17 protein-coding genes are annotated in these 24200 nt (G+C 61.2%); 13 read left to right on the forward strand and 4 right to left on the reverse strand.

The features are described from left to right. Positions 1–149 precede the first annotated feature (149 nt). The 3 genes from J9870_RS14305 (at position 150) to J9870_RS14315 (ending at position 5691) form a co-directional block, all read left to right on the forward strand. Complete coding sequence (locus tag J9870_RS14305; protein ID WP_246883147.1) at positions 150–3170, forward strand: autotransporter serine protease; 3021 nt, start codon at positions 150–152, stop codon at positions 3168–3170. 121 nt (positions 3171–3291) lie between these two features. Continuing rightward, a complete protein-coding gene (locus J9870_RS14310) occupies positions 3292–5145 on the forward strand; it encodes a polyurethanase (RefSeq protein ID WP_210645058.1) in 1854 nt (617 codons plus the stop codon). A gap of 159 nt (positions 5146–5304) precedes the next feature. Further along, positions 5305–5691 (forward strand): hypothetical protein, encoded by a 387-nt coding sequence (locus J9870_RS14315; RefSeq protein WP_348772627.1) that lies wholly within the window; start codon positions 5305–5307, stop codon positions 5689–5691. 42 nt (positions 5692–5733) lie between these two features. Here the strand turns inward: J9870_RS14315 and J9870_RS14320 are convergent, their stop codons facing one another. Beyond that, positions 5734–5958 (reverse strand): YgdI/YgdR family lipoprotein, encoded by a 225-nt coding sequence (locus tag J9870_RS14320; protein WP_058543094.1) that lies wholly within the window; start codon positions 5956–5958, stop codon positions 5734–5736. 222 nt (positions 5959–6180) lie between these two features. Between J9870_RS14320 and J9870_RS14325 the strand changes: the two genes are divergently transcribed. The 4 genes from J9870_RS14325 (at position 6181) to J9870_RS14340 (ending at position 13282) form a co-directional block, all read left to right on the forward strand. After that, the gene (locus tag J9870_RS14325) at positions 6181–7860 is read left to right on the forward strand and encodes a VRR-NUC domain-containing protein (RefSeq protein ID WP_210638678.1); all 1680 of its coding nucleotides are present in this window, start codon (positions 6181–6183) and stop codon (positions 7858–7860) included. Between the two features lie 67 nt (positions 7861–7927). Further along, on the forward strand, positions 7928–10270 hold the full coding sequence (locus J9870_RS14330; protein ID WP_210638679.1) for an ATP-dependent DNA helicase: 2343 nt from the start codon (positions 7928–7930) through the stop codon (positions 10268–10270). Positions 10271–10386: 116 nt separating this feature from the next. Next, positions 10387–12318, forward strand: coding sequence for a PAS domain-containing sensor histidine kinase (locus J9870_RS14335; RefSeq protein WP_210638680.1), 1932 nt, complete (start codon positions 10387–10389; stop codon positions 12316–12318). Between the two features lie 427 nt (positions 12319–12745). After that, positions 12746–13282 (forward strand): hypothetical protein, encoded by a 537-nt coding sequence (locus tag J9870_RS14340; RefSeq protein WP_210638681.1) that lies wholly within the window; start codon positions 12746–12748, stop codon positions 13280–13282. A gap of 65 nt (positions 13283–13347) precedes the next feature. On the opposite strand, the gene J9870_RS14345 is transcribed toward J9870_RS14340, so the two are convergent. Continuing rightward, a complete protein-coding gene (locus J9870_RS14345) occupies positions 13348–14685 on the reverse strand; it encodes a cation:proton antiporter (protein ID WP_210638682.1) in 1338 nt (445 codons plus the stop codon). Between the two features lie 244 nt (positions 14686–14929). Here J9870_RS14345 and J9870_RS14350 point away from each other — a divergent pair, with 244 nt between their 5' ends. From J9870_RS14350 to ligD, 4 genes are read left to right on the forward strand one after another with little or no spacing between them, the layout of a single operon-like run. Next, a complete protein-coding gene (locus tag J9870_RS14350) occupies positions 14930–16315 on the forward strand; it encodes an iron-containing redox enzyme family protein (protein WP_210638683.1) in 1386 nt (461 codons plus the stop codon). Between the two features lie 9 nt (positions 16316–16324). Continuing rightward, the gene (locus tag J9870_RS14355; protein ID WP_210638684.1) at positions 16325–17326 is read left to right on the forward strand and encodes a class I SAM-dependent methyltransferase; all 1002 of its coding nucleotides are present in this window, start codon (positions 16325–16327) and stop codon (positions 17324–17326) included. After that, entirely contained in the window at positions 17298–18461 is a 1164-nt protein-coding gene (locus J9870_RS14360) for a carboxylate-amine ligase (RefSeq protein ID WP_210638685.1), read from the forward strand. The genes J9870_RS14355 and J9870_RS14360 overlap by 29 nt, the downstream gene beginning before the upstream one ends. After that, on the forward strand, positions 18458–21076 hold the full coding sequence (gene ligD / locus J9870_RS14365; protein WP_210638686.1) for a DNA ligase D: 2619 nt from the start codon (positions 18458–18460) through the stop codon (positions 21074–21076). Before J9870_RS14360 ends, ligD begins: the two co-directional genes overlap by 4 nt. A gap of 86 nt (positions 21077–21162) precedes the next feature. On the opposite strand, the gene J9870_RS14370 is transcribed toward ligD, so the two are convergent. Beyond that, positions 21163–21774, reverse strand: coding sequence for a Yip1 family protein (locus J9870_RS14370; RefSeq protein ID WP_210638687.1), 612 nt, complete (start codon positions 21772–21774; stop codon positions 21163–21165). Positions 21775–21941: 167 nt separating this feature from the next. Here J9870_RS14370 and J9870_RS14375 point away from each other — a divergent pair, with 167 nt between their 5' ends. After that, positions 21942–22442 carry a CinA family protein gene (locus J9870_RS14375; protein ID WP_210638688.1) on the forward strand — a complete coding sequence of 167 codons (501 nt, stop codon included), beginning with the start codon at positions 21942–21944 and terminating at the stop codon, positions 22440–22442. Between the two features lie 103 nt (positions 22443–22545). Further along, entirely contained in the window at positions 22546–22950 is a 405-nt protein-coding gene (locus J9870_RS14380; RefSeq protein WP_210638689.1) for a VOC family protein, read from the forward strand. Positions 22951–23015: 65 nt separating this feature from the next. On the opposite strand, the gene J9870_RS14385 is transcribed toward J9870_RS14380, so the two are convergent. After that, complete coding sequence (locus J9870_RS14385) at positions 23016–24164, reverse strand: PatB family C-S lyase (RefSeq protein ID WP_210638690.1); 1149 nt, start codon at positions 24162–24164, stop codon at positions 23016–23018. Positions 24165–24200: the final 36 nt, after the last annotated feature.

Consider the following 24200-nt stretch of genomic DNA (forward strand, 5'->3'; position numbering starts at 1 on the left):
TCGCCACAGGAGCCAGAGCAAGCCTCAAGAGCCAGGGCAAACCAAAGGATTTTTGCAACAACTAAGGATGGTTCGTGATGAAAATCGATAACAAAAAACAACCCAGGCAGACGGGGCGTGTGTTTCTGCCCAAGACCTTCAACCAGGCCATGCTTTGCGCACTGGCAACCCTGGGCACCGCTCAGGCCGCACCCTATGTCGAGAGCGGCAGGCCGGGCGACCCCGACAGCTGGCGCAGCAGCGAATTCAATGCCGAATGGGGCCTGGGGGCAATCAACGCGCAACAGGCCTACGCCGCAGGCTACACCGGTAAGGGCGTCAAGCTGGGGATCTTCGATCAGCCGGTCTACGCGGCTCATCCGGAGTTCTCCGGTAGCGGCAAAGTCGTGACCCTGGTCACCAGCGGCATTCGCGAGTACACCGACCCGTATATCCCAGTGAAGGCCGGTGACCCGTTTCGTTACGACGGTTCACCCAGCGTCGGTTCGGACGGCAAGCTCGGTTCCCATGGCACCCACGTCGGCGGGATCGCCGCCGGCAGTCGAGATGGCAGCCCGATGCATGGCGTGGCGTTCGATGCGCAGATCATCAGCGCCGACAACGGCGACCCCGGCCCCGAGGACGGCATCATCCTCGGTAACGATGGCGCGGTGTACAAGGCAGGCTGGGATGCACTGATCGCCAGCGGCGCTCGGATCATCAACAACAGCTGGGGCATCGGCATCACCGACCGCTTCGACCAAGGTGGCCGCGACCCGGCGTTCCCGCACTTCACCGTGCAGGACGCGCAATTGCAATTCGACCAGATCGAACCCTTGCTGGGCACCAAGCCCGGTGGCGCCTACGAAGGTGCCATCGCCGCGGCTCGCAGCGGTATCGTGACGATCTTCGCCGCTGGCAACGACTACAACCTCAACAACCCGGATGCCATCGCCGGGCTGGCGTACTTCGTGCCCGATATCGCACCGAACTGGCTCACCGTGGCCGCCCTGCAAACCAACCCCGACACCGCCAGCCCCGATCCGTACACCCTCAGCACCTTCTCATCGCGCTGCGGCTATACCGCCAGCTTCTGCGTGTCGGCACCGGGCACCCGGGTCTACAGCGCCGTGATTGGCGGCACCAGTGCCGATGACTTGACCGTGGGCTACGCCAACAAGAGCGGCACCTCCATGGCCGCTCCACACGTAGCCGGCAGCGTGGCGGTGCTGATGGAGCGCTTCCCATACATGACCGGCGCCCAGGTCGCCAGCGTATTGCGCAGCACCGCCACCGACATGGGCGCGCCGGGTGTCGATGCGCTGTATGGCTGGGGCATGATCAACCTGGGCAAGGCTATCGACGGTCCGTCGATGCTGGTGACCGAGCAGGACATTCCCGACGAATTCCGAATCGACGGTGCCTACGGCTCCGGCCAATTTGTGGCGGACTTGCCAGGCATCGGCGCGGTCATCGATGCCGGCAAGCCTACGCAGCGCGTGTGCAGCGGCATCCAGTGCGGCCTGGATGTATGGCGCAACGACATTTCCGGTCATGGCGGCCTGACCAAGGAAGGCATCGGCACTTTGGTGCTCAGCGGGAATAACACCTACAGCGGGCCAACCCTGGTCAATGAGGGGCGCCTGGCGGTCAACGGCTCCCTGGCGTCGGCCGTTACTGTCAATGACGGCGGCATCCTCGGCGGCAACGGCCGCATCGCCAGCCTGACCGCCAATCGCGGCGCCAGCGTGGCCCCGGGCAGTTCCATCGGCACCTTGCAGGTGGCCGGGGATGTTACGTTCCAGCCCGGTTCGACCTATGCCGTGGAAGTGTCCTCCACCTCCAGCGACCTGATTGTCGCGGGTGGCAAGGCCTCCATCGAGGGAGCAACAGTGTCGCTGTCCCTGGAAAACAGTTCGACACTGCTCACCGCTGGCGAAGTGAAAAGCCTGCTCGGCCGGCAATTCAACATCCTTCAGGCGGCCGGCGGTATCGACGGAAGCTTCGGTGAAGTCCTGCCAAACTACGCGTTTCTTGGCGGGGACCTGGCGTACTCCGTCAATGGCGTTCAACTGGCGGTGGCGCGTAACGCCGCGTCCTTCAGCAGCCTTGGCCTGACGCCGAACCAGCGCTCGGTAGCGACTGCCGCCGAGCAATTGGGCGCGGGCAACGGACTCTACGAAGCCTTGCTGTTGTCACCCAGCGCCGCCGCGGCACAGCAGGCGTTCCAGCAACTGTCCGGCGAAATTCACCCGGCCATCGGCACGCTGTTGATCAACGACAGTCGCTACCTGCGTGAAGCGGTGGGGGATCGATTGCGCCAGGATGCGCTGTACGACGCCAACACTCCGGGCGACACCGCCAGCAACGCCTGGGTCAAGGTGCTCGGCGCCTGGGGTAAAAATGCTGGTGACCATGACAGCGCCAGTTCGACCCATTCCATCGGCGGCTTGCTGGCGGGTGTCGATGGCTTGATCAGCGAGCAGACACGCCTGGGCTTCGTCACCGGTTATAGCGACAGCTCATTGAGCCAAGGTGACGGCACACATTCCTCGGCCAAGGCTGACAGCTATCACCTGGGTGCGTACCTGGGCCATGAAATCGACGCCCTGCGCCTGACCATCGGCGGTGCCTACAGCTGGCATCGCATCGACGTCAAACGAGACGTCCAGTTCGGCGCGGTGAGTGGCCAGGAAAAAGCCAAGCGTGACGCCCAAACCGCCCAGCTGTTCAGCGAAGCCGCGTATCGCCTCGATCTGCAACCCGTGACCCTGGAGCCGTTCGTCAACCTGGCCTACGTGCACCTGGACAGCGACAGCTTCCATGAAAAAGGCGATGCCGCGGCCCTCAGAAGTGCTGAAGACCGCCGCGATGCCGTGCTCTCGACACTGGGCGCGCGGGCCGGCCACACCCTGACACTGTCGGCGCAACGCCAGTTGCAGTTGTCCGCCACCCTCGGCTGGCAGCACAACCTGAGCAACATCCGTTCCGAACGAGACCTGGCGTTTGTCGGTGGCACGAACACGTTCGCGGTGCAGAGCGTGTCCATGGACCGCAACGCCGCCGTGATCGGCGCCCGTGCCGGCCTGGCGGTGGCCAAGGATGTGCGGGTCAACCTGGACTACAACGGCCTGCTCGGTTCTCGGGATAAAACCCATGGCGTGGGCCTGACGCTGGATTGGCAGTTCTGACCCAGGGGCAGGGCTGAACACGCACTTCTGTGGCGAGGGCGCCTGCACCCTAGGGCTGCTTGGCAGCGCTAGGGTGTACCACCCGGTTTTAGCATTCCAACAACAAAAGCGAGCACCAACCATGGGTATCTACGACTACCAGAACTTCAACACCACCGAGTCCAAAGCATTGGTCAGCGATGCAATGGCAATCATGCTGTATTCCTACCACAACCTCGACCATGGCTTTGCCGCCGGATACCAGCACAACGGTTTCGGCACTGGCCTGCCGGCGACCCTGGTCACCGCGCTGCTCGGCGGCACCGATTCCCAAGGGGTGATCCCTGGTGTGCCATGGAACCCAGACTCGGAAAAACTCGCCCTGGAGGCGTTGCAAAAGGCCGGTTGGACGCCGATCAGCGCCTCGCAACTGGGCTACGCTGGCAAGGTGGACGGACGGGGGACATTCTTCGGCGAGAAGGCCGGCTATACCACAGCGCAGGTGGAGATCCTTGGCAAGTACGGCGCCGACGGGCAACTGAAGGAAATCGGTGTGTCGTTTCGTGGCACCAGCGGCCCGCGCGAACACCTGATCAGCGACTCCATTGGCGATGTGATCAACGATGTGATGGCCGCGCTAGGGCCCAAGGATTACGCGAAAAACTACGTCGGCGAAGCCTTCGGCAATCTGCTCGGGGACGTCGCTAAATTCGCCCAGGCCCACGGCCTTACGGGCCAGGACGTGTTGGTCAGTGGTCACAGCCTGGGCGGGCTGGCGGTAAACAGCCTGGCAGACTTGAGCGCCAGTAAGTGGTCTGGTTTCTATGGCAGCGCCAACTACATTGCCTATGCCTCGCCGACCCAGAGCAGTACTGACAAGGTATTGAACATCGGCTATGAAAACGACCCGGTGTTCCGTGCGTTGGACGGCTCGACCTTCAACCTGTCGTCGGTGGGCGTGCACGATACACAACAGGCGTCGGCCACCAACAATATCGTCAGCTTCAACGACCACTACGCGTCGGCGACGTGGAACGTGCTGCCGTTTTCCATCCTCAATATTCCCACCTGGATTTCCCATCTGCCCACCGGCTACGGCGATGGCATGAGCCGGATCCTCGACTCAGCGTTCTACGACCTCACGGAAAAGGACTCCACCCTCATCGTCGCCAACCTGTCAGACCCGGCGCGTGGTAACACCTGGGTGCAGGACCTCAACCGCAACGCCGAAACCCACACCGGCAGCACCTTCATCATTGGCAGCGACAAGGATGATCTGATCCAGGGCGGTCGAGGCAGCGACTACCTGGAAGGCCGCGCCGGCAACGATACCTTTCGCGATGGCGGTGGCTACAACGTGATATTGGGCGGGCAGGGCAGCAATAGCCTGCAACTGCAGCAATCGATAAAGGACTTCAGCTTCGCCCACGACGGTGCGGGGACGCTGTATGTCCGCGATGCCCAGGGTGGGATCAGCATGACGCGGGATATCGGCACGCTGGTCAGCAAAGAGTCCGGTTTGCTGTGGGGATTGTTCAAGGATGAAGTGAGTCACAGCGTGACAGCCAACGGTTTGGTCACCGGCGGCCACCTGACGGCGTATGCGTCATCAGTCAAAGGCAGCGCGGCTGACGATACGCTGGTGGCGCGGGCTACGGGCGATTGGTTGTTCGGCCAGGCTGGCAACGATGTGCTGGTGGGCGGAGCGGGTAACGATAGTTTCGTCGGCGGTGCGGGCAATGACCTGATGCAGTCGGGGGGTGGCAACGACACATTTATCTTCAATGGCGAGTTCGGCCTGGACCGGATCAGCGGTTATGATGCCGGCGACAAACTGGTGTTCCTCGGTGTCGAGGGGGCTGGGGCGGGGTATGACTACAGCCAGCACATGACCCAAGTGGGCAACGACACCGTGCTCAAGGTCGGTGTCAGTTCCGTGACCCTGGTGGGTGTTGGCCTGGGGGAGGTTGGAGGCGAGGGCATCGTGTTCGCCTGAACTGAGGTTGTTTGAGTCCGTGACGAGGGCGCTTGCTCGCGCCGGGTCGCGAAGCGGCCCTAAATCTGACGTCTGTCTGGACGTTACGAGTCAAGGGCCAGCAGCGCAGCGGGAGCAAGCGTCCTCGGCACAGTTGTTAGCGTTAGGAGAAGTGAAGCAGTGAGCAGTAAACAAGGCACTATCGTCGGCCTGATGTGGGTCCTGGCGTCCAGCAGCGCACTGGCGGAGTTGCCGGATCATTCCATTCTGACCCGCTACGGTATTACGTCGGATCAGTTGCCCGCCGCCCAGGCTGGCAAGGCTGTCGAGACGCCGGCGCCAGGCCCGCGTTTCGAAGTACAACCCGAAAAGCCCTGGGTCTCGATAAGCCTTGGGGAAACAAAGAAGCCGGATACAACCGGAAATATCAGCATCGATCATTCCAATCAGCAGGAATATGAACGCTGCCTGCGATTGCAAGGTGATTCGTTGCGGCGAAAAGGCGGGATGATCAGGTGCGAAGAAGGAAGTCCGACGCCAGGACTGGGCATCGGGTTTACTCGATGACTTGATAACAGGCCCTCTCCGCAGGAGAGGGCTGGCAGATGCTCAGTCTTCCTTGCGGATCGTCGCCACGTCATCGGCGCGAACCCGGACTTTCTTGCCGGAAATGTCTTCGAATTCGTAGAAGCCGTCGGCGGTGCGGGTGTTTGGGGTGTCCTTGGTCAAATATTGGGTACCGTTCTGCAAAGTCACCACGGTGGGCGAAGCGCAGCCGGCCAAAGCCATGAATGCTACGGCGGCCAGGGGCAAGCCCAAAAACCTGATGTTCATATCCATAACCTCTCAATCAAAAGTACGCGGACAGCTGATTCGACCGCGCCATCACATTAGTCAACCGCCATTGGTCTCGCTTGCCGTAGGAAAGTTCATCGCTGGCTGAGGGATTTCATCTCTAAATATAGGAGACCGCTCATCTTTTGCAGTTGCCTGGAGCGGTCGTAGCTGATATCTGTACGCATAACCAGTACTTCAGCATCCGTGGCGCTTCTTTCCGTGACAGCCAACCCGCTCGACGATCCCTTTTACTACCTGAACAACTTCCAGCGCGTGCTCGCCTGGCTGACGCAACGCTATGCCGATGTGCTCAGTCCCGAAGAGCAGCGGTTTATCGGCGAATTTGCCGCATTGCCGCGTGCATCGCAGGGTTTGCTGGTACGGATGGTGATGCGCAAAGGGTTACGGTTTCGCCACAGCAAGCTCAATTATCCGGAAATAGGTGATATTGGCCGCGCCGTCGAGCCACTGCTGGCGCTGGGTTGGGTCGAGGAACAGGCGCCCCTGAGCCTCGTCGAGCTGTTCGAGGTGCTGCTCAAGTCGGAAATCCTTGGGTGCCTGGGCCACCTGATCGAACACCCCAAGGCGAAAAAGACCGAATGGCTCCAGGCCTTGGATGAGCACTTCAACCAGCCACAACCCTTTCGCAGTTGGTGCCCGCAGCTTGAGGATCGCCTGTTCAGCCTGACGATCATGAAGCTCTGCGACCGGCTGCGGCTGATGTTTTTCGGCAACCTTTACCAGGACTGGTCGGAGTTCGTACTGGCGGACTTGGGAATATTCACCTACGAAAGCGTCGAATTCAGCAGCGAGTCCCGCGGCTTGCGCAGCCGCCAGGACGTCGACGCCTGCCTGTTTCTTCACGATTGCCAACAGCGCTTCGAAGCTGGCGAGGCGATCGCAGGCATCGTCGCCCAAGTCAATGCCCTGGCCCTGGACAACCCTTGGCTGGAACGGCGCCGGGGCAAATTGCTGTTCCAGGTCGGCCAACATGGCGAACGCATCGGCGATTTCGCCTTGGCCCTGTGCATCTACCGCGATTGCACCTATCCCGGCGCTCGGCTGCGGATGATCCGCGTGCTGGAGCGCGTTGGCGAGTACGCCCTGGCCCTGGAGCTGGGCGAAACAGCGGCGCAATCGCCGCAAAGTGCCGCCGAAACCCAGGCGCTGCTTCGTATCCTGCCCCGGCTGCGGCGCAAGCTCGGCGGGCCGCCGGTGCCGCGCGCCATGGCCCGGGAGATGGAGCGCCTGGACCTGCGGCTACCGCGGGTCGATCCGGCCTTGTCGGTCGAGTATTACGTCCAGGCCCATTTGCACGACGAAACCGCCCCGGTGCATTACGTCGAGAACAGTCTGATCAATTCGCTGTTCGGCCTGCTGTGCTGGCCGGCGATTTTTGCACCGTTGCCCGGGGCGTTTTTCCACCCGTTCCAGCGCGGACCGGTCGACCTGCTCAACGAAGATTTCCATGCCCGCCGCGCCGAGCTGTTCGCGGCCTGCTTCGCCGAGCTGGACGACGGGCGCTATCGGGACACCATTGTCCGCCGCTATGCAGACAAGTGGGGCGTGCAGTCGCCTTTCGTGTTCTGGGGGGCGCTGTCCGAAGAGCTGTTGGATCAGGCCCTCGATTGCCTGCCGGCCGCACACCTCAAACAGTGGTTCAGCCGGTTGCTGCTGGACATCAAGGCCAACCGTGCCGGCATGCCGGACCTGATCCAGTTCTGGCCGCAGCACAAGACCTACCGGATGATCGAAGTCAAAGGCCCAGGTGATCGCCTGCAAGACAACCAACTGCGCTGGCTGGAGTTCTGCCAGGAGCACCAGATGCCCGTCGCCGTTTGCTACGTGCAATGGGCCGAACAACCCAGCGCGAGCAATCTCGTTCTCACAGGGGGCTAGCAGTGACAGGACATCTCGAGCCAGCCCGGCTCAAATGTGGGAGCGAGCCTGCTCGCGATGGGCGCGCATGACCCCGACGCCGAGCTACAGCATTGCCGTGCGGGCGTTGTGTGAGTTCACCGCCAAGGTGGGCGATCTTGACCTGCGCTTCACACCGTCGCCGACGGCCCTGGAAGGCATTGCCGGCCATCGCACCGTGGCGTCGCGGCGCAGTGAGGGTTACCAGGCTGAAGTCAGCCTCGAAGGCCACTACCAAACGTTGAAAGTCAAAGGTCGGGCCGACGGCTATGACCCCGTGCGCAACTGCCTCGAAGAGGTGAAGACCTATCGGGGCGACCTGAGCAAGCAACCGGCCAATCATCGCCAGTTGCATTGGGCCCAGGCGAAAATCTACGGCTGGCTGATGTGCAACACATTGCAGTTGCCACGCATTGACGTAGCCCTGGTGTATTTCGACATCATCAGCGAAAAGGAAACCTGCCTCACGCAAAGCTTCGAGGCCGCGCAACTCCGGGCTTTTTTCGAGGAGCAGGGTGCGCTGTTCCTGGCCTGGGCCGAACAGGAAATGACCCACCGCCAGGCGCGCAATCGCGGTGCGCAGACGTTGGTCTTTCCCCATGCCGGCTTCAGGCCTGGGCAACGGCACCTGGCCGAGTCGGTGTTCAAGGCCGTCAGCACCGGCCGCTGCCTGATGGCCCAGGCCCCCACCGGCATCGGCAAGACCGTCGGTACGCTGTTCCCGATGCTCAAGGCCCTGGCGCCGCAGCAACTGGACAAGGTGTTCTTCCTCACGGCGAAAACCCCCGGGCGCAAGCTGGCACTGGATGCCGCCCAAGTCATCACTCGCAGCGCGCCGTCAATGCCATTGCGGGTGCTGGAAATGATTGCCCGGGACAAGGCCTGCGAGCACCTGGACAAAGCCTGCCATGGCGAATCCTGCCCACTGGCCCGCGGGTTCTATGACCGTCTGCCGGCGGCCCGGGCGGCCGCGAGCCAGGTCACGCTGCTGGATCAGGCGGCGTTGCGCGAGATTGCCCTGGCCCATGGCGTTTGCCCGTATTACCTGAGCCAGGAAATGGCCCGTTGGGCCGACGTGGTGGTGGCCGACTACAACTACTACTTTGACTTCAGCGCCTTGCTTTTCGGCCTGGCGCAGGCCAATGGCTGGACGGTCGCGACCCTGGTGGACGAAGCCCACAACCTGGTGGAGCGGGGGCGGCAGATGTACAGCGCGACGCTCGATCAGTCGACGCTGGCAGCGGTGCGAAAAACCGCCCCTGAACCGCTGAAAAAAGCCTTGGAGCGGGTCAATCGCCAGTGGAATTCTTTGCACGCGCCGCAGGTGATGGCCTATCAGGCGTATGAAAAGCCTCCGGAAAAGCTGCTCCAGGCCTTGGCAAGCTGTACCACGGCCATCGGCGATTACCTCAACGACCATCCCCAAGGCCTGGACAGCGGATTGCAGGCGTTTTACTTCGACGCCTTGCAGTTTGGCCGGGTGGCGGAAACCTTCGACGAACATTTCCTGTTCGACATCCACAAGCGTGAACTCGGCCGCCAGCGCAGCCTGTCGACCCTGTGCCTGCGCAACGTGGTGCCCGCCGGCTTCCTGCGCCCGAGACTGAAAGCGGCGCGCAGCAGCGTGCTGTTTTCCGCGACCTTGAGCCCTCGGCGCTATTACGCCGACCTGCTGGGTACGCCGGCGGACACGGTGTGGATCGATGTCGAGTCGCCGTTCCAGGCCGAGCAGTTGGACGTGCAGATTGTCAGTCGGATCTCTACCCGTTTTGCCCATCGCCAGGCATCCCTGGAGCCTATCGTCGCGTTGATGGCCCGTCAGTTCAGTCAGCGTCCCGGCAATTACCTGGCGTTCTTCAGCAGTTTCGATTACCTGCAACAGGTGGCCGGGCTGTTCGCCGAGCGGCATCCGCAGATTGCTACCTGGGCGCAATCGCGCGGCATGGGGGAGGCGCCACGGCAGGCCTTTCTCGAACGCTTCATGGAGCACAGCCAGGGCATCGGTTTTGCGGTGCTCGGTGGCGCGTTCGGGGAGGGTATCGACCTGCCGGGCTCACGCCTGATCGGTGCGTTCATCGCTACCTTGGGGCTGGCGCAGTTCAATCCGGTCAATGAGCAAATGAAACAGCGCATGGCCGCGATATTCGGCGACGGCTACGACTACACCTATCTGTACCCCGGCCTGCAAAAAGTAGTGCAGGCAGCAGGTCGGGTCATTCGTACTCAACAGGACCGCGGAGTGGTGATGCTCATTGATGATCGCTTCGGTGAGGCGAGGGTGCAGCACTTGTTGCCGCGTTGGTGGTCAGTTACTCAAGAGGCGCACAAATCTCCTTGTGGGAGCGAGCTTGCTCGTGATGGAGGACTGTCAGTCTGCATCAAAGTTGACTGACTGCCCGTTTTCGCGAGCAAGCTCGCTCCCACAGGGTGTTCCGATTCGAGAGTTTTTCCTGGCGCCTGACTTGCCCCATACTCCAAAAAAAGAATCCACACGGATGCCCCGGCCAGATGCTTGATAACGCCCCCAAGACCTCACTCATAAACGAAGAACAGCGCTTTCGCCTGCTCATCGATGCGGTGGTCGACTACGCCATCTACATGACCGACCCCTCGGGTATCATCACCAGTTGGAACTCCGGCGCCAGGCGTTTCAAGGGTTACGAAAAGTCCGAGATCCTGGGCCAGCATTTTTCCCGTTTCTATACCGAGCAGGACCGCGCCGCCGGCCTACCGCAACGCGCGCTGGACACGGCCCTGCGCGAGGGCCGCTTCGAAGGCGAGGGTTGGCGTGTGCGCAAGGATGGCACGTTATTCTGGTCCCACGTGGTGATTGACCCGATCATCGATGGCCAGAGTGGCGCGTTGCTCGGTTTCGCCAAGATCACCCGTGACCTGACCGATCGCAAGATGGCCGAGGAAACCCTCAAACAAAGCGAGCAGCAGTTTCGCCTGCTGGTGCAAAGCGTCACCGATTACGCCATCTACATGATCGACCCGGACGGGCAGGTGACCAACTGGAACCTGGGAGCGCAGCGGATCAAGGGTTATCTTCCAGCGGAAGCCATCGGCCGGCATTTTTCGATGTTCTACACCCCTGAGGATCGTGAAGCCGGCGAACCGCAACGAGCGCTGGCCATCGCCGCCAGCGAAGGGCGTTTCGAAAAAAAGGGATGGCGTGTACGCAAGGATGGCACGCGGTTCATGGCGCATGTGGTCATCGATGCGATCCGTAATGACACCGGTACGCTGCTGGGGTTTGCCAAGATCACCCGCGACATCACCGACGCCACCCAGGCGCAGCAGGCCCTGGAACAGGCCCGTGAAGCGCTGTTCCAGTCGCAGAAACTGCACGCCATCGGGCAACTCACCGGCGGCATTGCCCATGACTTCAATAACCTGCTTACGGTGATTCTCGGCAATCTGGAAATCGTGCGTAAGCGCATGCCAGCTGATCCGAAACTCACCCAATTGCTGGACAACGCCACCCAGGGCGCGCTGCGCGGTGTTTCCCTGACCCAACGGATGCTGGCGTTTGCCCGCCGACAGAAACTGACCTCCGAAGCGGTCGAGCTGTCAGCGCTGGTGCGGGGCATCAGTGGCTTGCTGCAAAGCTCCATGGGCCCGTCGATTCACATCCAGACCGACTTCATCGAGGCGCTCTCGCCGGTGTGGGCCGACGTCAACCAATTGGAGCTGGCGATCCTCAACCTGGCGACCAATGCCCGCGACGCCATGCCCCATGGCGGTCGAATAGTGATTACCGCCGATGAACGCCAGGGGAGCGAGGCTGGACCGGACAAACCGATGGCGCCCGGTCGCTACGTTTGCCTGTCGATCACCGATGAAGGCGAGGGCATGGATGAGCAGACACTGGCCTCGGCCGTGGACCCGTTTTTCACCACCAAGGGCGTCGGCAAGGGCACCGGACTGGGGTTGTCCATGGTGCATGGCCTGGCCGAGCAATTGGGCGGCCGCCTGATACTCAAGAGTCAGAAAGGCATCGGTACTGTCGCCGAGTTGTGGTTGCCTGTGGCGCAAGGTTCGGCAGTGGGCAAAGCGTTGAGTCAAGCGCCGGCCTCGCAGCTGGTAAACGAGCTGCTGGTGCTGGTGGTCGACGATGACAGCCTGGTGCTGACCTCCACCCGTTTACTGATCGAAGACCTGGGCCACCGGGTCCTTTGCGCCCCCTCGGGGTCTCAGGCGCTGGAGCTGTATGAGCGCAATCGGGACATCGATCTGGTCATCACCGATATGGCCATGCCGCAGATGGACGGTGCACAGCTGGCGAAATTGCTGCGTGAGAAGCAACCGAGTCTTCCGATTATCCTGGCCACCGGTTACGCCGAGCGTCTGGAAGGCTTCGCCAGCCAACTGCCACGACTGACCAAGCCGTTCAAACAGATCGATCTGGTGCAGATCATCGGGCAGACGATGGAGTAGACACGCACCGGTGATCTATTGCTGACGCTATGTGGCGAGGGGGCAGGTGTTTACTCGGTGTTTTTCCGGAACCCGCGCAAATTCATTGCGCACAGGCAAAACTGCAGCACGATCAACGCATACGCATCTGAGTGCAGCCCCCAGACAACCCACAGAATGTTACTGGCAATGAAACAGCTGAACCCCGCCATCCGGCGTCGCGGCTGGCGTGAGCCGATCAACCAGGCAGCCAATACGGTCACCACCATCGCCGGCCATTGCACCCATCCAAGATAATCCACGTGTCCCTCCTCATACGCTTTGATGATTTAGAGACACTTGATGGTGGTCGAGCGTTTCGTTGGACCTCTGGTCCTTTGCCTGGAACTTGCCCGGTGCCCGGTTCTTCTAACGAGTCCGAATCATCATCGAGGCGCCGCCTGTACACATGCCCAGAATACTCACCGGGCCAACCCCGGAAGAAGAACTGACTGAACACAACGCCAAGCTGTTCGGCTCCCCCAAGGAACGACTGGACTTTTATCGCCGGGAAATCCAATACGAAACCAGCATCCTGGCCAATCGAACCGATGCGTACCTGGCAGCCCAGTCCTTCCTGGTGATTGCCTTTGCCTCGTGCATGGCTAACCTGAACCCGGAGTGGGGCAAGTTGTTCACCTTGATCGTGCCGCCATTCCTGGCCCTGCTGGGATTTTTGAGTTCGCTCAACGCCTGGCCGGGTATCCGGGCGGCCTACGACATCATTGACCACTGGCATTTCAAACAAAGCGAATTGCTGCGCGCCGAACCGCTGATGGGCTTGGCCTACGATGACTCGCCGCTGTTCAGCGAGCGGGAATCGACCCACAAGGGCTACCGCAAGTCGTTGCTGTTTTCGGTGCGCACGCCGTGGATCTTTGCCACATTCTGGGTATTGCTCGGGGTGTATTCGGTTTATATCCAGATAAGCAATCCGGGCGGTTGATGCGCCCTGTGAAAACATACGGGCGCTAAGCGCCCGAGCGGGGACGAGTTTCCTCGCCACAGGCCTCAAGCCGATTTTTTATGGCGCTCATACCACGCCAATGTGGGCTGTGTACTCAACCCATGAACCAGGATGCTCAAAGCCACCACCGACAAGGTCAGGTTAATGCACAGCTGTGCCACCCCAGGCTGCAAGTCGTGGTTCAAGGCATAGAACAGATAAAACAGGCTGCCGATACCACGTATGCCGAACCAGCCGATCAGCAGCCGTTGCGGCCCGTCCAGCAGTCGCCCCCAGGGCATCGCCAGTACACTCAACGGGCGGATGACGGCAAACAACAGGGCACCAATGGCCAAGGCCCGCCAATCCCAATGGTTGGCCAGCACGACCCCCAGCAGGGTAACCAGGAACACTTCCATGGAGCGCTCCACCAGGCTACCGAACGCGAGCATGTCGCTCATCATGACGCCAGCGGCCACCTGGCCTTCGTCGAGGGACTCGGTATCCCCCAGGACCGCTTGCCGGGGATCGATGGCTTCGTGGCCTACCACCGGTTGCACCCGGTGTTCGGCTGGCGTTGAGTCACCGTCGGTGGACTGCACTTCAGCCTGACGCAGGCCCAGCCCGGCGGCGAACACCGAAAGAAAACCATAGCCCTGGACCGCTTCGGCAGCGACATAGGCCAGGGCGATCAGCGCCAAGGCCAAGTAGTCGTTGGGTGACAAGGTGCTGTCGGCATTCTTGATGCGCATCGACAGGGTCAGCTTGCCGATACCGCGCCCCATCCAATAGCCAATGAGCAAACCGGCCGGCACCGCCCACAACACACTGCGCAGGGCCCAGTCAGCGAGAAAGCCGCTGCCATCCTCGCGCAGCATCAGCAGGCCCAGGATCACAAAGGGAAAGGCCGAGCCATTGTTCAATCCAGCTTCGCCCGACAGGCCGAAACGCACTCGATCGTCATCCCGCGCATCGTTGACCTGTACCAACGCCGCCAGCACCGGGTCGGTAGGCGCGAGCATCGCGCCGATCAGCATCGACACGCCCCAACCGAGGCCAAACAGATAATGCAGCGCCAGGCACAGGCCAACGATCGACAGGATCATCACCGGCCCGGCTAACCCATAAGCCACACGCCAGGTCCGGTCCTTGAGGGGCAAGCGCAGCTTGAGGCCGCTGACGAACAACGAAAACACCACGGCAACTTCCGTGAGGTGCTCCATCCAGCCCGACGAGTCGGTGATGTCCAGCTTCAACAGCTCCAATCCCAACGGCCCGATGGCGACACCCAGCACCAGGCACATCGCCGAGGTGGTGACCGGCATCCAGCGCAAGTAGGAAGAGGTCAGGGCCAGGGTCAGCAATACGGCACCGAGCACCGCTACCCATACAGTGAAGATCATTGTGGCTCCTTGGACACGGGGAAGGCCCTGACTGACATGAAACCTGTGGCGCCACAAAATGAAGCCAGCGTTAGCACTTGCCATTCATTCGAGGGTTAGAGCGACGCAAGGGTTCCCACTAAAACGGCACGGCTCCGTTTATCCGGCGGCGTTTCAACTCAAGGGAATTTTTCGTCGCACAAAGCGCTCTGCAAAAATAGAGACGTGCTGACTCAGCGTCCTGCAAAGAACCCAAGAGGCCCTTATGACTGCGCTGACAACCCTCCAATCCCGGCCTGCCACCGTGCAACCTGTCACTGACGCCGGGACAGTGCGCCAATGCTACGAACGACTGCTCCAGGGCCCCGACGATGCTGATAAACAAGCCGTCGCCCAAGCGTTTATCGAGCAATGTGCCGAACAGGCTGCGACACTCCCTCAGGAAATGCCCGATGACCCTATGGCGCTGCAAGCCTGGGTCGAGCAACACAGCGCTGGCGTGGCCCGGCAATACGCCGAGTACCTGGAGCGGCGCAAAGGCGGCGGCCCGCGCGAATTCTTCAGCAGCAAGGCTCACGCCTTGTATTTCCTGCAAGCCGTGGCACCCACCAAACTCGTCGACGGCGCCTGGCTGTATGGGGTGCTCAAGCATTGGCACGACCACCGCTTCGAAGGGCTGCTGTGTACCTATCTGGAAGAATTGGGCGACGGTAACCCAGCACAGAACCACGTGGTGATCTACCGCAAGCTGCTCGCCGAGCACGGCCTGCAGGATGCCCCGGACATCGACGACGAACGTTACCTGCAAGGCGCGGTGCAACTGGCCTTGGGCTACGCAGGGGATGAATACCTGCCCGAGGTCATCGGCTACAACCTGGGTTACGAGCAGTTGCCCTTGCATCTGTTGATCAGCGCTTACGAACTGAGCGAACTGGACATCGATCCGTACTACTTCACCCTCCATGTGACCATCGACAACGCTAGCACCGGCCATGCCCACAAAGCTGTGCAGTCGCTGCTGCAACTGATGCCGATGGAGGCCGGCCGTGAATCCTTCTGGCGCCGGGTTACCCTGGGCTATCGCCTCAATGACCTGGGGCAGGGCAGCCGAGCGATCATCGAGTCATTCGACCTTTATCAGGAAGTACTGGACATGCTTGAGCGTAAACGCCCGTTCGGCCAGCACATGCATTCCGATTACTGCAAGTTCGAAGGCAAGACCGTCAACCAGTGGCTCTCGGCACCAGGCCAGCTGGAGGGATTTTTGACGGCAATGCAGAACAAGGGCTGGATCAAGCGTCATGAGGACCCGCAGAACAGTCGGTTCTGGACCCTGATCGAGGGGGCGGGGGCAGCTATGTTCGGGGTATTCAGCCCTTACGAAAAGCAGCTGCTGCACGACTGGATCGCCGGTGACTGGCTGAAGGAGGGCGCGCGTGGCAGCCCGCGCCGTAATCTCGGCGCGGCCAGCGAGCCACACACGGCAATCGACGATCCTGATGTGCAGAATCTTCAGCAGACCCTGCGAGGCCAGGCGCCTGATGAGCAGATGCAAACCCTGATGCCCTGGCTCTCGGCCCGTTGCCACAGTCATCCGGCCGGGCTGCTGGCGACCCGAAAGTTCATCGAACTCAAATCCGTATTGCGCTAGGAGCCCTGCATGAATCAGGAAGAACGCCTGTCCGAAGCTGACCTGGCGCTGCTGCAACTGGGCCGGCGCCTGCAGGCCGACGGTTACCGTTTCATCACGCCGACGCCCCTGACCCATGAACGGGTCAACCAAAGGCCCGGCAACGAATGCGCCAAAACCCTGCGGGATGTGTTTGGCTGGTCACGGCCGTTTGCTCCGGGGCTGATCAGCGCCGATGAGCAGCGGCAATTGCAGCAAGCCCAAGTGTTGGAAGAACGCGACGGCCTGTGGCACAGCCGGGTGCGTTGGTCGAGCCTGGATGGCTTGTTGTTCGCCCATTCGCAGTTTCCCACCCAAGCCAACGATGCGGTGTTTTTCGGCCCGGACAGCTACCGCTTCGCCCAACTGATCCATACTCATCTGCAACAGAGTTTCACGGCGGTGCACCGCGCCGTGGACATCGGTTGCGGCGCGGGTGTCGGGGCCATGGTGATTGCCCGGGCCCGGCGCGAGGCCCAGGTGTTGGCCTTGGACATCAACCCGCTGGCCCTGCGCCTGAGTGCGGTGAATGCAGCGCTGGCCGAGGTGGCCAACGTCGAGATCGCCCGTAGCGACGTGCTTGAGGACGTAGAGGGGAATTTCGACCTGATTGTCGCCAACCCACCCTACATGGCCGACCCGTCCGAGCGCGCCTATCGCCATGGTGGTGGGACACTCGGCGCCGGGCTGTCGCTGCGCATCATCGAGCAGGCCTTGCCTCGGCTCACACCGGGTGGCTCGCTGGTGCTCTACACCGGCGTGGCAATGGTCGATGGCCGCGACCCGTTCCTGGAAGCGCTGGGGCCGTGGCGCGACTCAACGGATTTTGGCTGGACTTATCGAGAATTGGACCCGGATGTGTTTGGCGAGGAATTGCTCACGCCGGGTTATCAGGACGTGGAAAGGATCGCCGTGGTGGCGTTGGTTGTAACCCGCATCGGCGCGGGTATCGGAGGGATTATCGATGAACAGGCGCATGAAATTCGGGATTGAAGAGGAGTATTTCATCACCGACCTGCAAACCCGCCACATGCCCGGTGAGCCGCCCACGACGGCGGTCGCTGCGTGCCAGGAGCAGTTGGGCAAGCACTTTGCCCATGAAATGTTCCAATGCCAGATAGAGATGGCATCGCCCATCTTTCGCAGCCTGGCCGAGGCCGCCGATTACCTGAACCAGGTCCGGACCGGCCTGAACCAGCGACTGGCGCCCCATGGCCTGGGGCTGCTCAGCGCCGGTTCACATCCAATGGCCACCCAGGTCCTGCAACCGACCGATGAACTGCATTTCCAGCAACTGTTCGACGATTACCAGCGGGTGGCGCGGCGCAGTGTGCTGTCGGGCCTGCATGTGCATGTGGAGGTGCCGGCCAATCAGGACCGGGTGCGGGTCATGAATGAGGTGCTGCCTTGGCTGCCCATGTTCCTGGCGCTGAGTGCTTCTTCGCCGTTCTGGAACGGCGCCTACACGGGCTTTAGCAGCTATCGACAAGTTGCCTGCGATGAATGGCCGCGCATGGGTGTGCCGGAGTTTTTCGAGGACGAGTCGGCGTTCGCCGGTTATGTCGACCTGCTCATGCGCACCGGTTCCATACGCCAACCCAGCGACTGTTGGTGGGTGATACGACCTTCGTCGCGTTACCCGACCCTGGAATTGCGCATTTGCGATGCCTGCCCTCGGGTCGAAGACGTCCTGTGCATCGTCTCGCTGTTTCGCCTGATGGTGGCCCATGCCATCGCCCAACCGCGACCCGGTGCCCATTACAGCCCGATGTCCCAGTGGATCCTCAAGGAAAACCGCTGGCGGGCCAAGCGTTACGGGATTCTCGCGGAGTTCATTGTCCAGGGGCAGGAGCAACCCATGCTTATCGGTGAATGGCTCACTCTGGCCGAGCAAACCTTCGGTGAAACCGCGGCGCAACTGGGCGTCCAGGATGTGTTCAAGCAAGCACGCCGTATCGTGCAGGAAGGCATCAGTGCCGACCGGCAGGTCGTTCTCTATGAACAAGGGTTATTGCTGGGGGACTCCACCGAACAGGCCTTGAGCCGAGTCGTCGATCAACTGTTGGCGGAAACCGCCGGGAGGCCTGCGGCCGACCCGGCCTTGCAACACGTAGCAGGTGGTCCATGAGTAGCAAGACCCTTGATGATTACAACCGCATGCGCGATTTCGCCGCCACGCCGGAACCAGCGGGCAAGCGCGCGGGCAAATCGGCGAAAAGCGCCCACGCCCTGCAGTTCTGCATCCAGAAGCACGATGCCTCGCGGCTGCACTACGATTTCCGCCTGGAGCTGGACGGCGCGTTGAAGAGCTGGGCGGTGCCCAAGGGGCCGTCGCTGGATCCCAAGGTCAAGCGCTTGGCGGTACATGTCGAGGACCACCCGCTGGATTACGCGACGTTTGAAGGCAGCATCCCCGAAGGCCATTACGGCGCCGGCGAGGTCATTGTCTGGGACCGGGGCGTGTGGATTCCCCAGGGTGATGCCCATCAGGACTATGAAAAAGGCCGGCTCAAGTTCGAGCTGCAAGGCGAAAAGCTCAGCGGCCTATGGAACCTGGTGCGCACCCACATGCCCGGCAAGCAGGAGCAATGGTTCCTGATCAAGCATCAGGATGAAGCGGCTCGGCCCGAGAGCGAATATGACGTGGTGCAGGCTGAGCCGGACAGCGTGCTCAGCGATCGCTCGATCGTGCCCAAGCATCGAGGCAAGGCCGCCCCAGCCAAGCCCGTGAAGCCGCCCGAAAAAGCCCCTCGACCCAAGTCGACGAAAAGGACCGCGAAAACTACCCTCAGCGGCGCAACGGCCGGGCCGATGCCTGAGACGCTTAAACCGGAGCTCGCCACGCTGGTCGAACGGGCACCCGACGGCGAATGGCTTTACGAGATCAAGTTCGACGGTTACCGAATCATGGCCCGTATCGAAAACGGCGATGTGCGCCTGATCACCCGTAACGGCCATGACTGGACCCATAAATTGCCCAAGCAAGCCAAGGCCCTGGCCGGGTTGGGGCTGGAATCGGCTTGGCTCGACGGTGAAATGGTGGTGGCCAACGAACAGGGCGTGCCGGATTTCCAGGCCTTGCAAAATGCCTTCGAGGCCGGCAGCAGTGGCAAGATCGCGTATTACTTGTTCGACCTGCCGTACCTCAACGGCATGGATCTGCGCAAAGTGGCCGTTGAGCAACGCCGGGCCGCATTGGCAGCAGTGCTGGAACGTAACAAAGACCCTCTGCTGCGGTTTTCCGATGCCTTCGAAGAAACCCCCGAGGCACTGCTCAACAGCGCTTGCCAGATGCAGATGGAAGGGCTGATCGGCAAACGGCTGGGCAGCGCCTATGTTTCCCGGCGCAGCAATGACTGGATCAAACTCAAGTGCAAGAACCGCCAGGAGTTCGTGGTGGTCGGCTTCAGCGATCCAAAGGGTGCCCGTAACGCCTTCGGCGCCTTGCTACTGGGGCTGCATGATGCCGACAGTGGTGAGTTGCGTTACGCCGGCAAGGTCGGCACCGGGTTCAACGAAACCACCCTCAAAAGCATCTACCAACAGTTGTTGCCCTTGGAGACGAAAAAGGCCGCCGTGGTCAACCCGCCCACCGGCTACGAAGCCAAAGGCGTGCACTGGCTCGAACCGACCTTGTTGGCCGAAGTGGCGTTTGCCGAGATGACCAAGGAAGGTTCGGTGCGCCATGCGGTGTTCCATGGACTGCGCAATGACAAACCGGCCAAGGAGATTACTCAGGAGCTGGCGAAACCGGTGAAAAAGCCCTCCACCCAAAAGAAAACCTCCGCTCAAGCGCCATCGAGCACATCCAAGGCGAACGCCAGACACAAAGCCAGCGAAGTGCCGGCCATGGACGGCAAAGTTCGCATCACCCATCCGGATCGCGTCATCGACGCCAGCAGTGGCACCACCAAACTGCAACTGGCTGAGTATTACGCCAGCGTTGCCGAGTTCATCCTCCCTGAGCTGGCGGACCGCCCAGTGGCGCTGGTCAGGGCACCGGACGGCATCGCGGGTGAGCTGTTTTTCCAGAAGAATGCCGAGCACTTGGCAATTACTGGCATTACCAGCCTGGACAAAGCACTAACAGGGCAGCCAGTGATGATCATCAATAACGCCGAGGCCTTGATTGGCGCGGTGCAGATGAGCACGGTGGAGCTGCACACCTGGAACGCCACGACGGTGAACCTGGACAAGCCCGACCGCTTTGTCCTCGACCTTGACCCGGACCCGGCATTGCCTTGGAAAAGCATGGTGGAGGCCACCCAACTGACGTTATCGGTACTCGATGAGCTGGGGCTCAAGGCGTTTCTCAAGACCAGCGGCGGCAAGGGCATTCATGTGGTGGTGCCGCTGACGCGAAAACTGGGTTGGGATGAGGTCAAGGGGTTCAGCCATGCGATCGTCAGCCACATGGCCAAGCTGCTACCGGACCGTTTCTCGGCCGTGTCCGGGCCAAAAAACCGGGTAGGGCGGATCTTCATCGATTACCTGCGCAACGGTCTGGGCGCCACCACTATCTGCGCCTATGCCGCCCGCACCCGGGAGGGATTGCCGGTGTCGGTACCGATCTTTCGCGAAGAGGTCGCCGAGCTCAAGGGGGCGAATCTATGGAATGTGCACAACGTGCATGAGCGTCTGGCGCAAGTCGGTCACGAGCCTTGGGCCGACCTCAAGAAAACCCGCCAAAGCATCACCGCCGACATGCGCCGGCGCATTGGTATGAAGAAGGCTGACAAGTAGGGCTGGCAGGGCACCCCATGGCGAAGGAGCAAGCTCCCTCGCCAAAAAAACATTCAGGTATTTCATCCGGATGCCTGGCGTGTCTGTCAGCTCGCTGGAAAACGCAGATATTCCGGCTGCAACACGTTAAACCACAGCAGGATCATCTCCACCAGGATAGTGACCAGCACCAACAACCCGACGCCCCAGACGCTGGCCGAGTACAGCAGGCCTTGTTCCTTCTTGAGACTCATGAACTTGGGCAGCCCGACAAACAGCAAAAACGTCGAATAAGCCGAGGCCAGTGCCAATACGGCGACCGCCAGCCAACGGTTAGGGTAGAGCCCGAAGATCCCGGCCAGAAAGTAAGGCGTGGCGGTATAGGCCGCGAAACCAATGCATTGGTTGACCGTTGGACGCACGTCGAAAGTGCGTGACATCCAGCGAATGAACAACCCCATGAGGGCCACGCCAGCGACGATGGTCAGGTACAGCAGCACGCACAACTGCAGTGCGCTGGCGCTGCTGAGCCGTACCGTTTCGTTTTCGGCCAGGCTCCAGCCAGTCCAGGTGGTGCCAATGAACAGGCACACCGCAGGAATCAAGGCCAGTAACAGCAAATGCCCCAGATAATGCCGTGGGTGAGCCTGCTCTTGTTCGCGGATGTCCGCCCAGGCGAACTCGGGATGAGTGAACAGTTTGACGAAAGGTGCAGACATGACGACCTCCTGATCAAGACAGCCTCCGCACGAGGCTCCTATGAATTTGAGGTACAGGAGCGGGGAGCGGTTTCATTTATTTGCCGTGTGCAGGCCATGGCGCGATAAAGGGAATGAATCACAGTGGCAAGGGTCAACCCATCAGCACCATGAAAGGACTGCTTGCCATGACCGTTGCCCACTTCATTTGTGAGTATCTGCGTGAACATGAACTTCGCCTGACCACAGCCGAATCCTGCACCGCCGGCCAGATCGTCACGTTACTGGCCGAGGTGCCGGGCTGCGGTTCGCTGATCGAGAGCGGCTATGTGGTGTATTCCCCGGAGGCCAAACAACGGCTGCTTGGGGTCAGCCCGCGCACCATCGAGATGTTCAATCTCACCAGTCGCGAAGTGGCCGAAGAAATGGCTCTCGGCGCCTTGCACGACGCTAACGCCAACGCGGCGGTGGCCACCACCGGCATTCTCGGGCCGGACGACATGGATGGTATCCCCGCCGGTACGGTGTGTTTTGCCTGGGCGTTCGATGTGAATGGCCAACGGGCACTGTTCAGTCGCCAGGAACGCTTTTTCGGCAGTCGCGGCCAGGTGCAGTTGTGGGCCGCTGAACACGCACTCGTTCAACTGCGCTATTTTCATCAACGGGCTTTGACCGGTGAACGCAGATAGGGCGGGCCGAGCAGGTTTGTGATTACGAGCGCAACGGGAAGATTGGGTGATTGCCAAGGCGCCGTCCTGAGCAACCGCACCGTCGAAATACGAGGAGCACGACATGTTCAGCCACATACAGATCGGCGCGCGCGATTTGCCGAAAATGGTCGCCTTCTATGATGCCGTTCTCGGTTGCCTGGGGTTGGTGCGCATGGCGAGCGAAAACGACTCGGGGCCACCTGGGGAGGGCTGGCATCAACCTGGGAAGCCGTGGCCACAGGTCTTCGTGCAACTGCCGTTCAACGGCCTGCCCGCCACGTGGGGCAATGGCATGCAAGTGAGTTTCGCCGCAGATTCTCCGGAAACCGTGCACGCCGCCTGGGAACAGGCCATTGCCCTGGGCGGCTTCGACGAAGGTGCTCCGGGCCCCAGGCCACATTATTCGCCTGGGTACTTCGGGGCGTATTGCCGGGATCCGGAGGGGAACAAGTTGTGCTTTGTGTATACGCCAGAGATGCACGGGTAAGACGCTGAGCCAATTGTGGCGAGGGAGCTGGCTCCCACGCCACAGGAACCCCCTGGTCTGTGCAATCAGCCCCTGGCTTTCAAACTCCGCTCCATCCGCGCAATCCCTTCCTCCAGCAGCGCCCGCGGGCAGCCGAAGTTCAGGCGTACGAACTGCCCGGCATCGTCACCGAAATCCAGCCCGGCGCTCAGGCCGACCTTGGCATCCTTGAGGAAGAACCCGTGCGGGTCGTCCAGCCCTAACCCGGAGCAATCCAGCCAGGCCAGGTAAGTGCCCTGGGGCACCGTCATGGTGATGCCCGGCAGGCGAGTGTCAACTGCTTCGACCAGGTAATCGCGGTTGGCTTGCAAGTACACCTTCAGGCCGTCGAGCCACGGACCGGCTTCGCTGTAGGCCGCGCGGGTGGCTTCAAGGCCCAGGGCATTGACGCTGTCGACCATGCCGGCCCGGGCGCTGTTGACTCGCTCGCGGACCTTGGCGTTCTGGATGATGGCGAACGAGGTTTTCAAGCCGGCGATGTTGTAGGCCTTGCTGGCGGACATCAGGGTGATGGTGCGCTCGGCAATTTCCGCGCTGAGGGACGCGGTGGGGATGTGCACTCGACCGTCGAAACACAGTTCGGCATGGATCTCATCGGAGATGATCCAGGCGTCCTGCTCCAGGCAAATGTCTGCTACGGCCTTGAGTTCTTCCCGGTCAAACACCTTGCCCAGCGGGTTGTGAGGATTGCTCAGCAACAGCGCGCCACCACCCTGCAACGCCTCGCGCAACGCGGCCAGCGGCGTATGAAACTCGCCATCGACCGGGTCGAACGGTAGTTCCACCTTGTTCAGTTGCCAGTGACCCGGGGCGTTGCGCAGCGGCGGGTAGTTGGGCACCTGTACCACGACATTCTGCTGCGGTTCTACCAGCGCGTGCAGCGCCATGTTGAAACCCGGCTCGACGCCGGGCAGAAACACAATCTGCTGGGGCTCGACGCGCCAGGCGTACTTGTTCCACAGATCCGCGACGATGGCCGCACGCAGGTTGTCCTGGGCCACGCTGTAGCCCAGCATCGGGTGTTCCAGACGTTTGTGCAGTGCATCGATGATCACCGGCGGAGCAGGGAAGTCCATATCGGCCACCCACATCGGCAACACATCGGCCGGGTAACGGCTCCATTTAGTGCTGCCGGTACCGTGGCGCTCGAACACCGTATCGAAATCGAAAGTCATGGGGGTTCCATCAGTTCGGGAGTTGAGATGGCGGAC

It is taken from the genome of Pseudomonas sp. Tri1 (genome assembly GCF_017968885.1).
Lineage (GTDB): Bacteria > Pseudomonadota > Gammaproteobacteria > Pseudomonadales > Pseudomonadaceae > Aquipseudomonas.

What these genes read in the sequence shown, in the direction of transcription:
- J9870_RS14305 (WP_246883147.1), top strand. Translation starts at nt 150, where the DNA reads ATGCTTTGCGCACTGGCAACCCTGGGCACCGCTCAGGCCGCACCCTAT.
- J9870_RS14310 (WP_210645058.1), top strand. Translation starts at nt 3,292, where the DNA reads ATGGGTATCTACGACTACCAGAACTTCAACACCACCGAGTCCAAAGCA.
- J9870_RS14320 (WP_058543094.1), bottom strand. Translation starts at nt 5,958, where the DNA reads ATGAACATCAGGTTTTTGGGCTTGCCCCTGGCCGCCGTAGCATTCATG.
- J9870_RS14330 (WP_210638679.1), top strand. Translation starts at nt 7,928, where the DNA reads ATGACCCCGACGCCGAGCTACAGCATTGCCGTGCGGGCGTTGTGTGAG.
- J9870_RS14335 (WP_210638680.1), top strand. Translation starts at nt 10,387, where the DNA reads ATGCTTGATAACGCCCCCAAGACCTCACTCATAAACGAAGAACAGCGC.
- J9870_RS14340 (WP_210638681.1), top strand. Translation starts at nt 12,746, where the DNA reads ATGCCCAGAATACTCACCGGGCCAACCCCGGAAGAAGAACTGACTGAA.
- J9870_RS14345 (WP_210638682.1), bottom strand. Translation starts at nt 14,685, where the DNA reads ATGATCTTCACTGTATGGGTAGCGGTGCTCGGTGCCGTATTGCTGACC.
- J9870_RS14350 (WP_210638683.1), top strand. Translation starts at nt 14,930, where the DNA reads ATGACTGCGCTGACAACCCTCCAATCCCGGCCTGCCACCGTGCAACCT.
- J9870_RS14355 (WP_210638684.1), top strand. Translation starts at nt 16,325, where the DNA reads ATGAATCAGGAAGAACGCCTGTCCGAAGCTGACCTGGCGCTGCTGCAA.
- J9870_RS14360 (WP_210638685.1), top strand. Translation starts at nt 17,298, where the DNA reads ATGAACAGGCGCATGAAATTCGGGATTGAAGAGGAGTATTTCATCACC.
- ligD (WP_210638686.1), top strand. Translation starts at nt 18,458, where the DNA reads ATGAGTAGCAAGACCCTTGATGATTACAACCGCATGCGCGATTTCGCC.
- J9870_RS14370 (WP_210638687.1), bottom strand. Translation starts at nt 21,774, where the DNA reads ATGTCTGCACCTTTCGTCAAACTGTTCACTCATCCCGAGTTCGCCTGG.
- J9870_RS14375 (WP_210638688.1), top strand. Translation starts at nt 21,942, where the DNA reads ATGACCGTTGCCCACTTCATTTGTGAGTATCTGCGTGAACATGAACTT.
- J9870_RS14380 (WP_210638689.1), top strand. Translation starts at nt 22,546, where the DNA reads ATGTTCAGCCACATACAGATCGGCGCGCGCGATTTGCCGAAAATGGTC.
- J9870_RS14385 (WP_210638690.1), bottom strand. Translation starts at nt 24,164, where the DNA reads ATGACTTTCGATTTCGATACGGTGTTCGAGCGCCACGGTACCGGCAGC.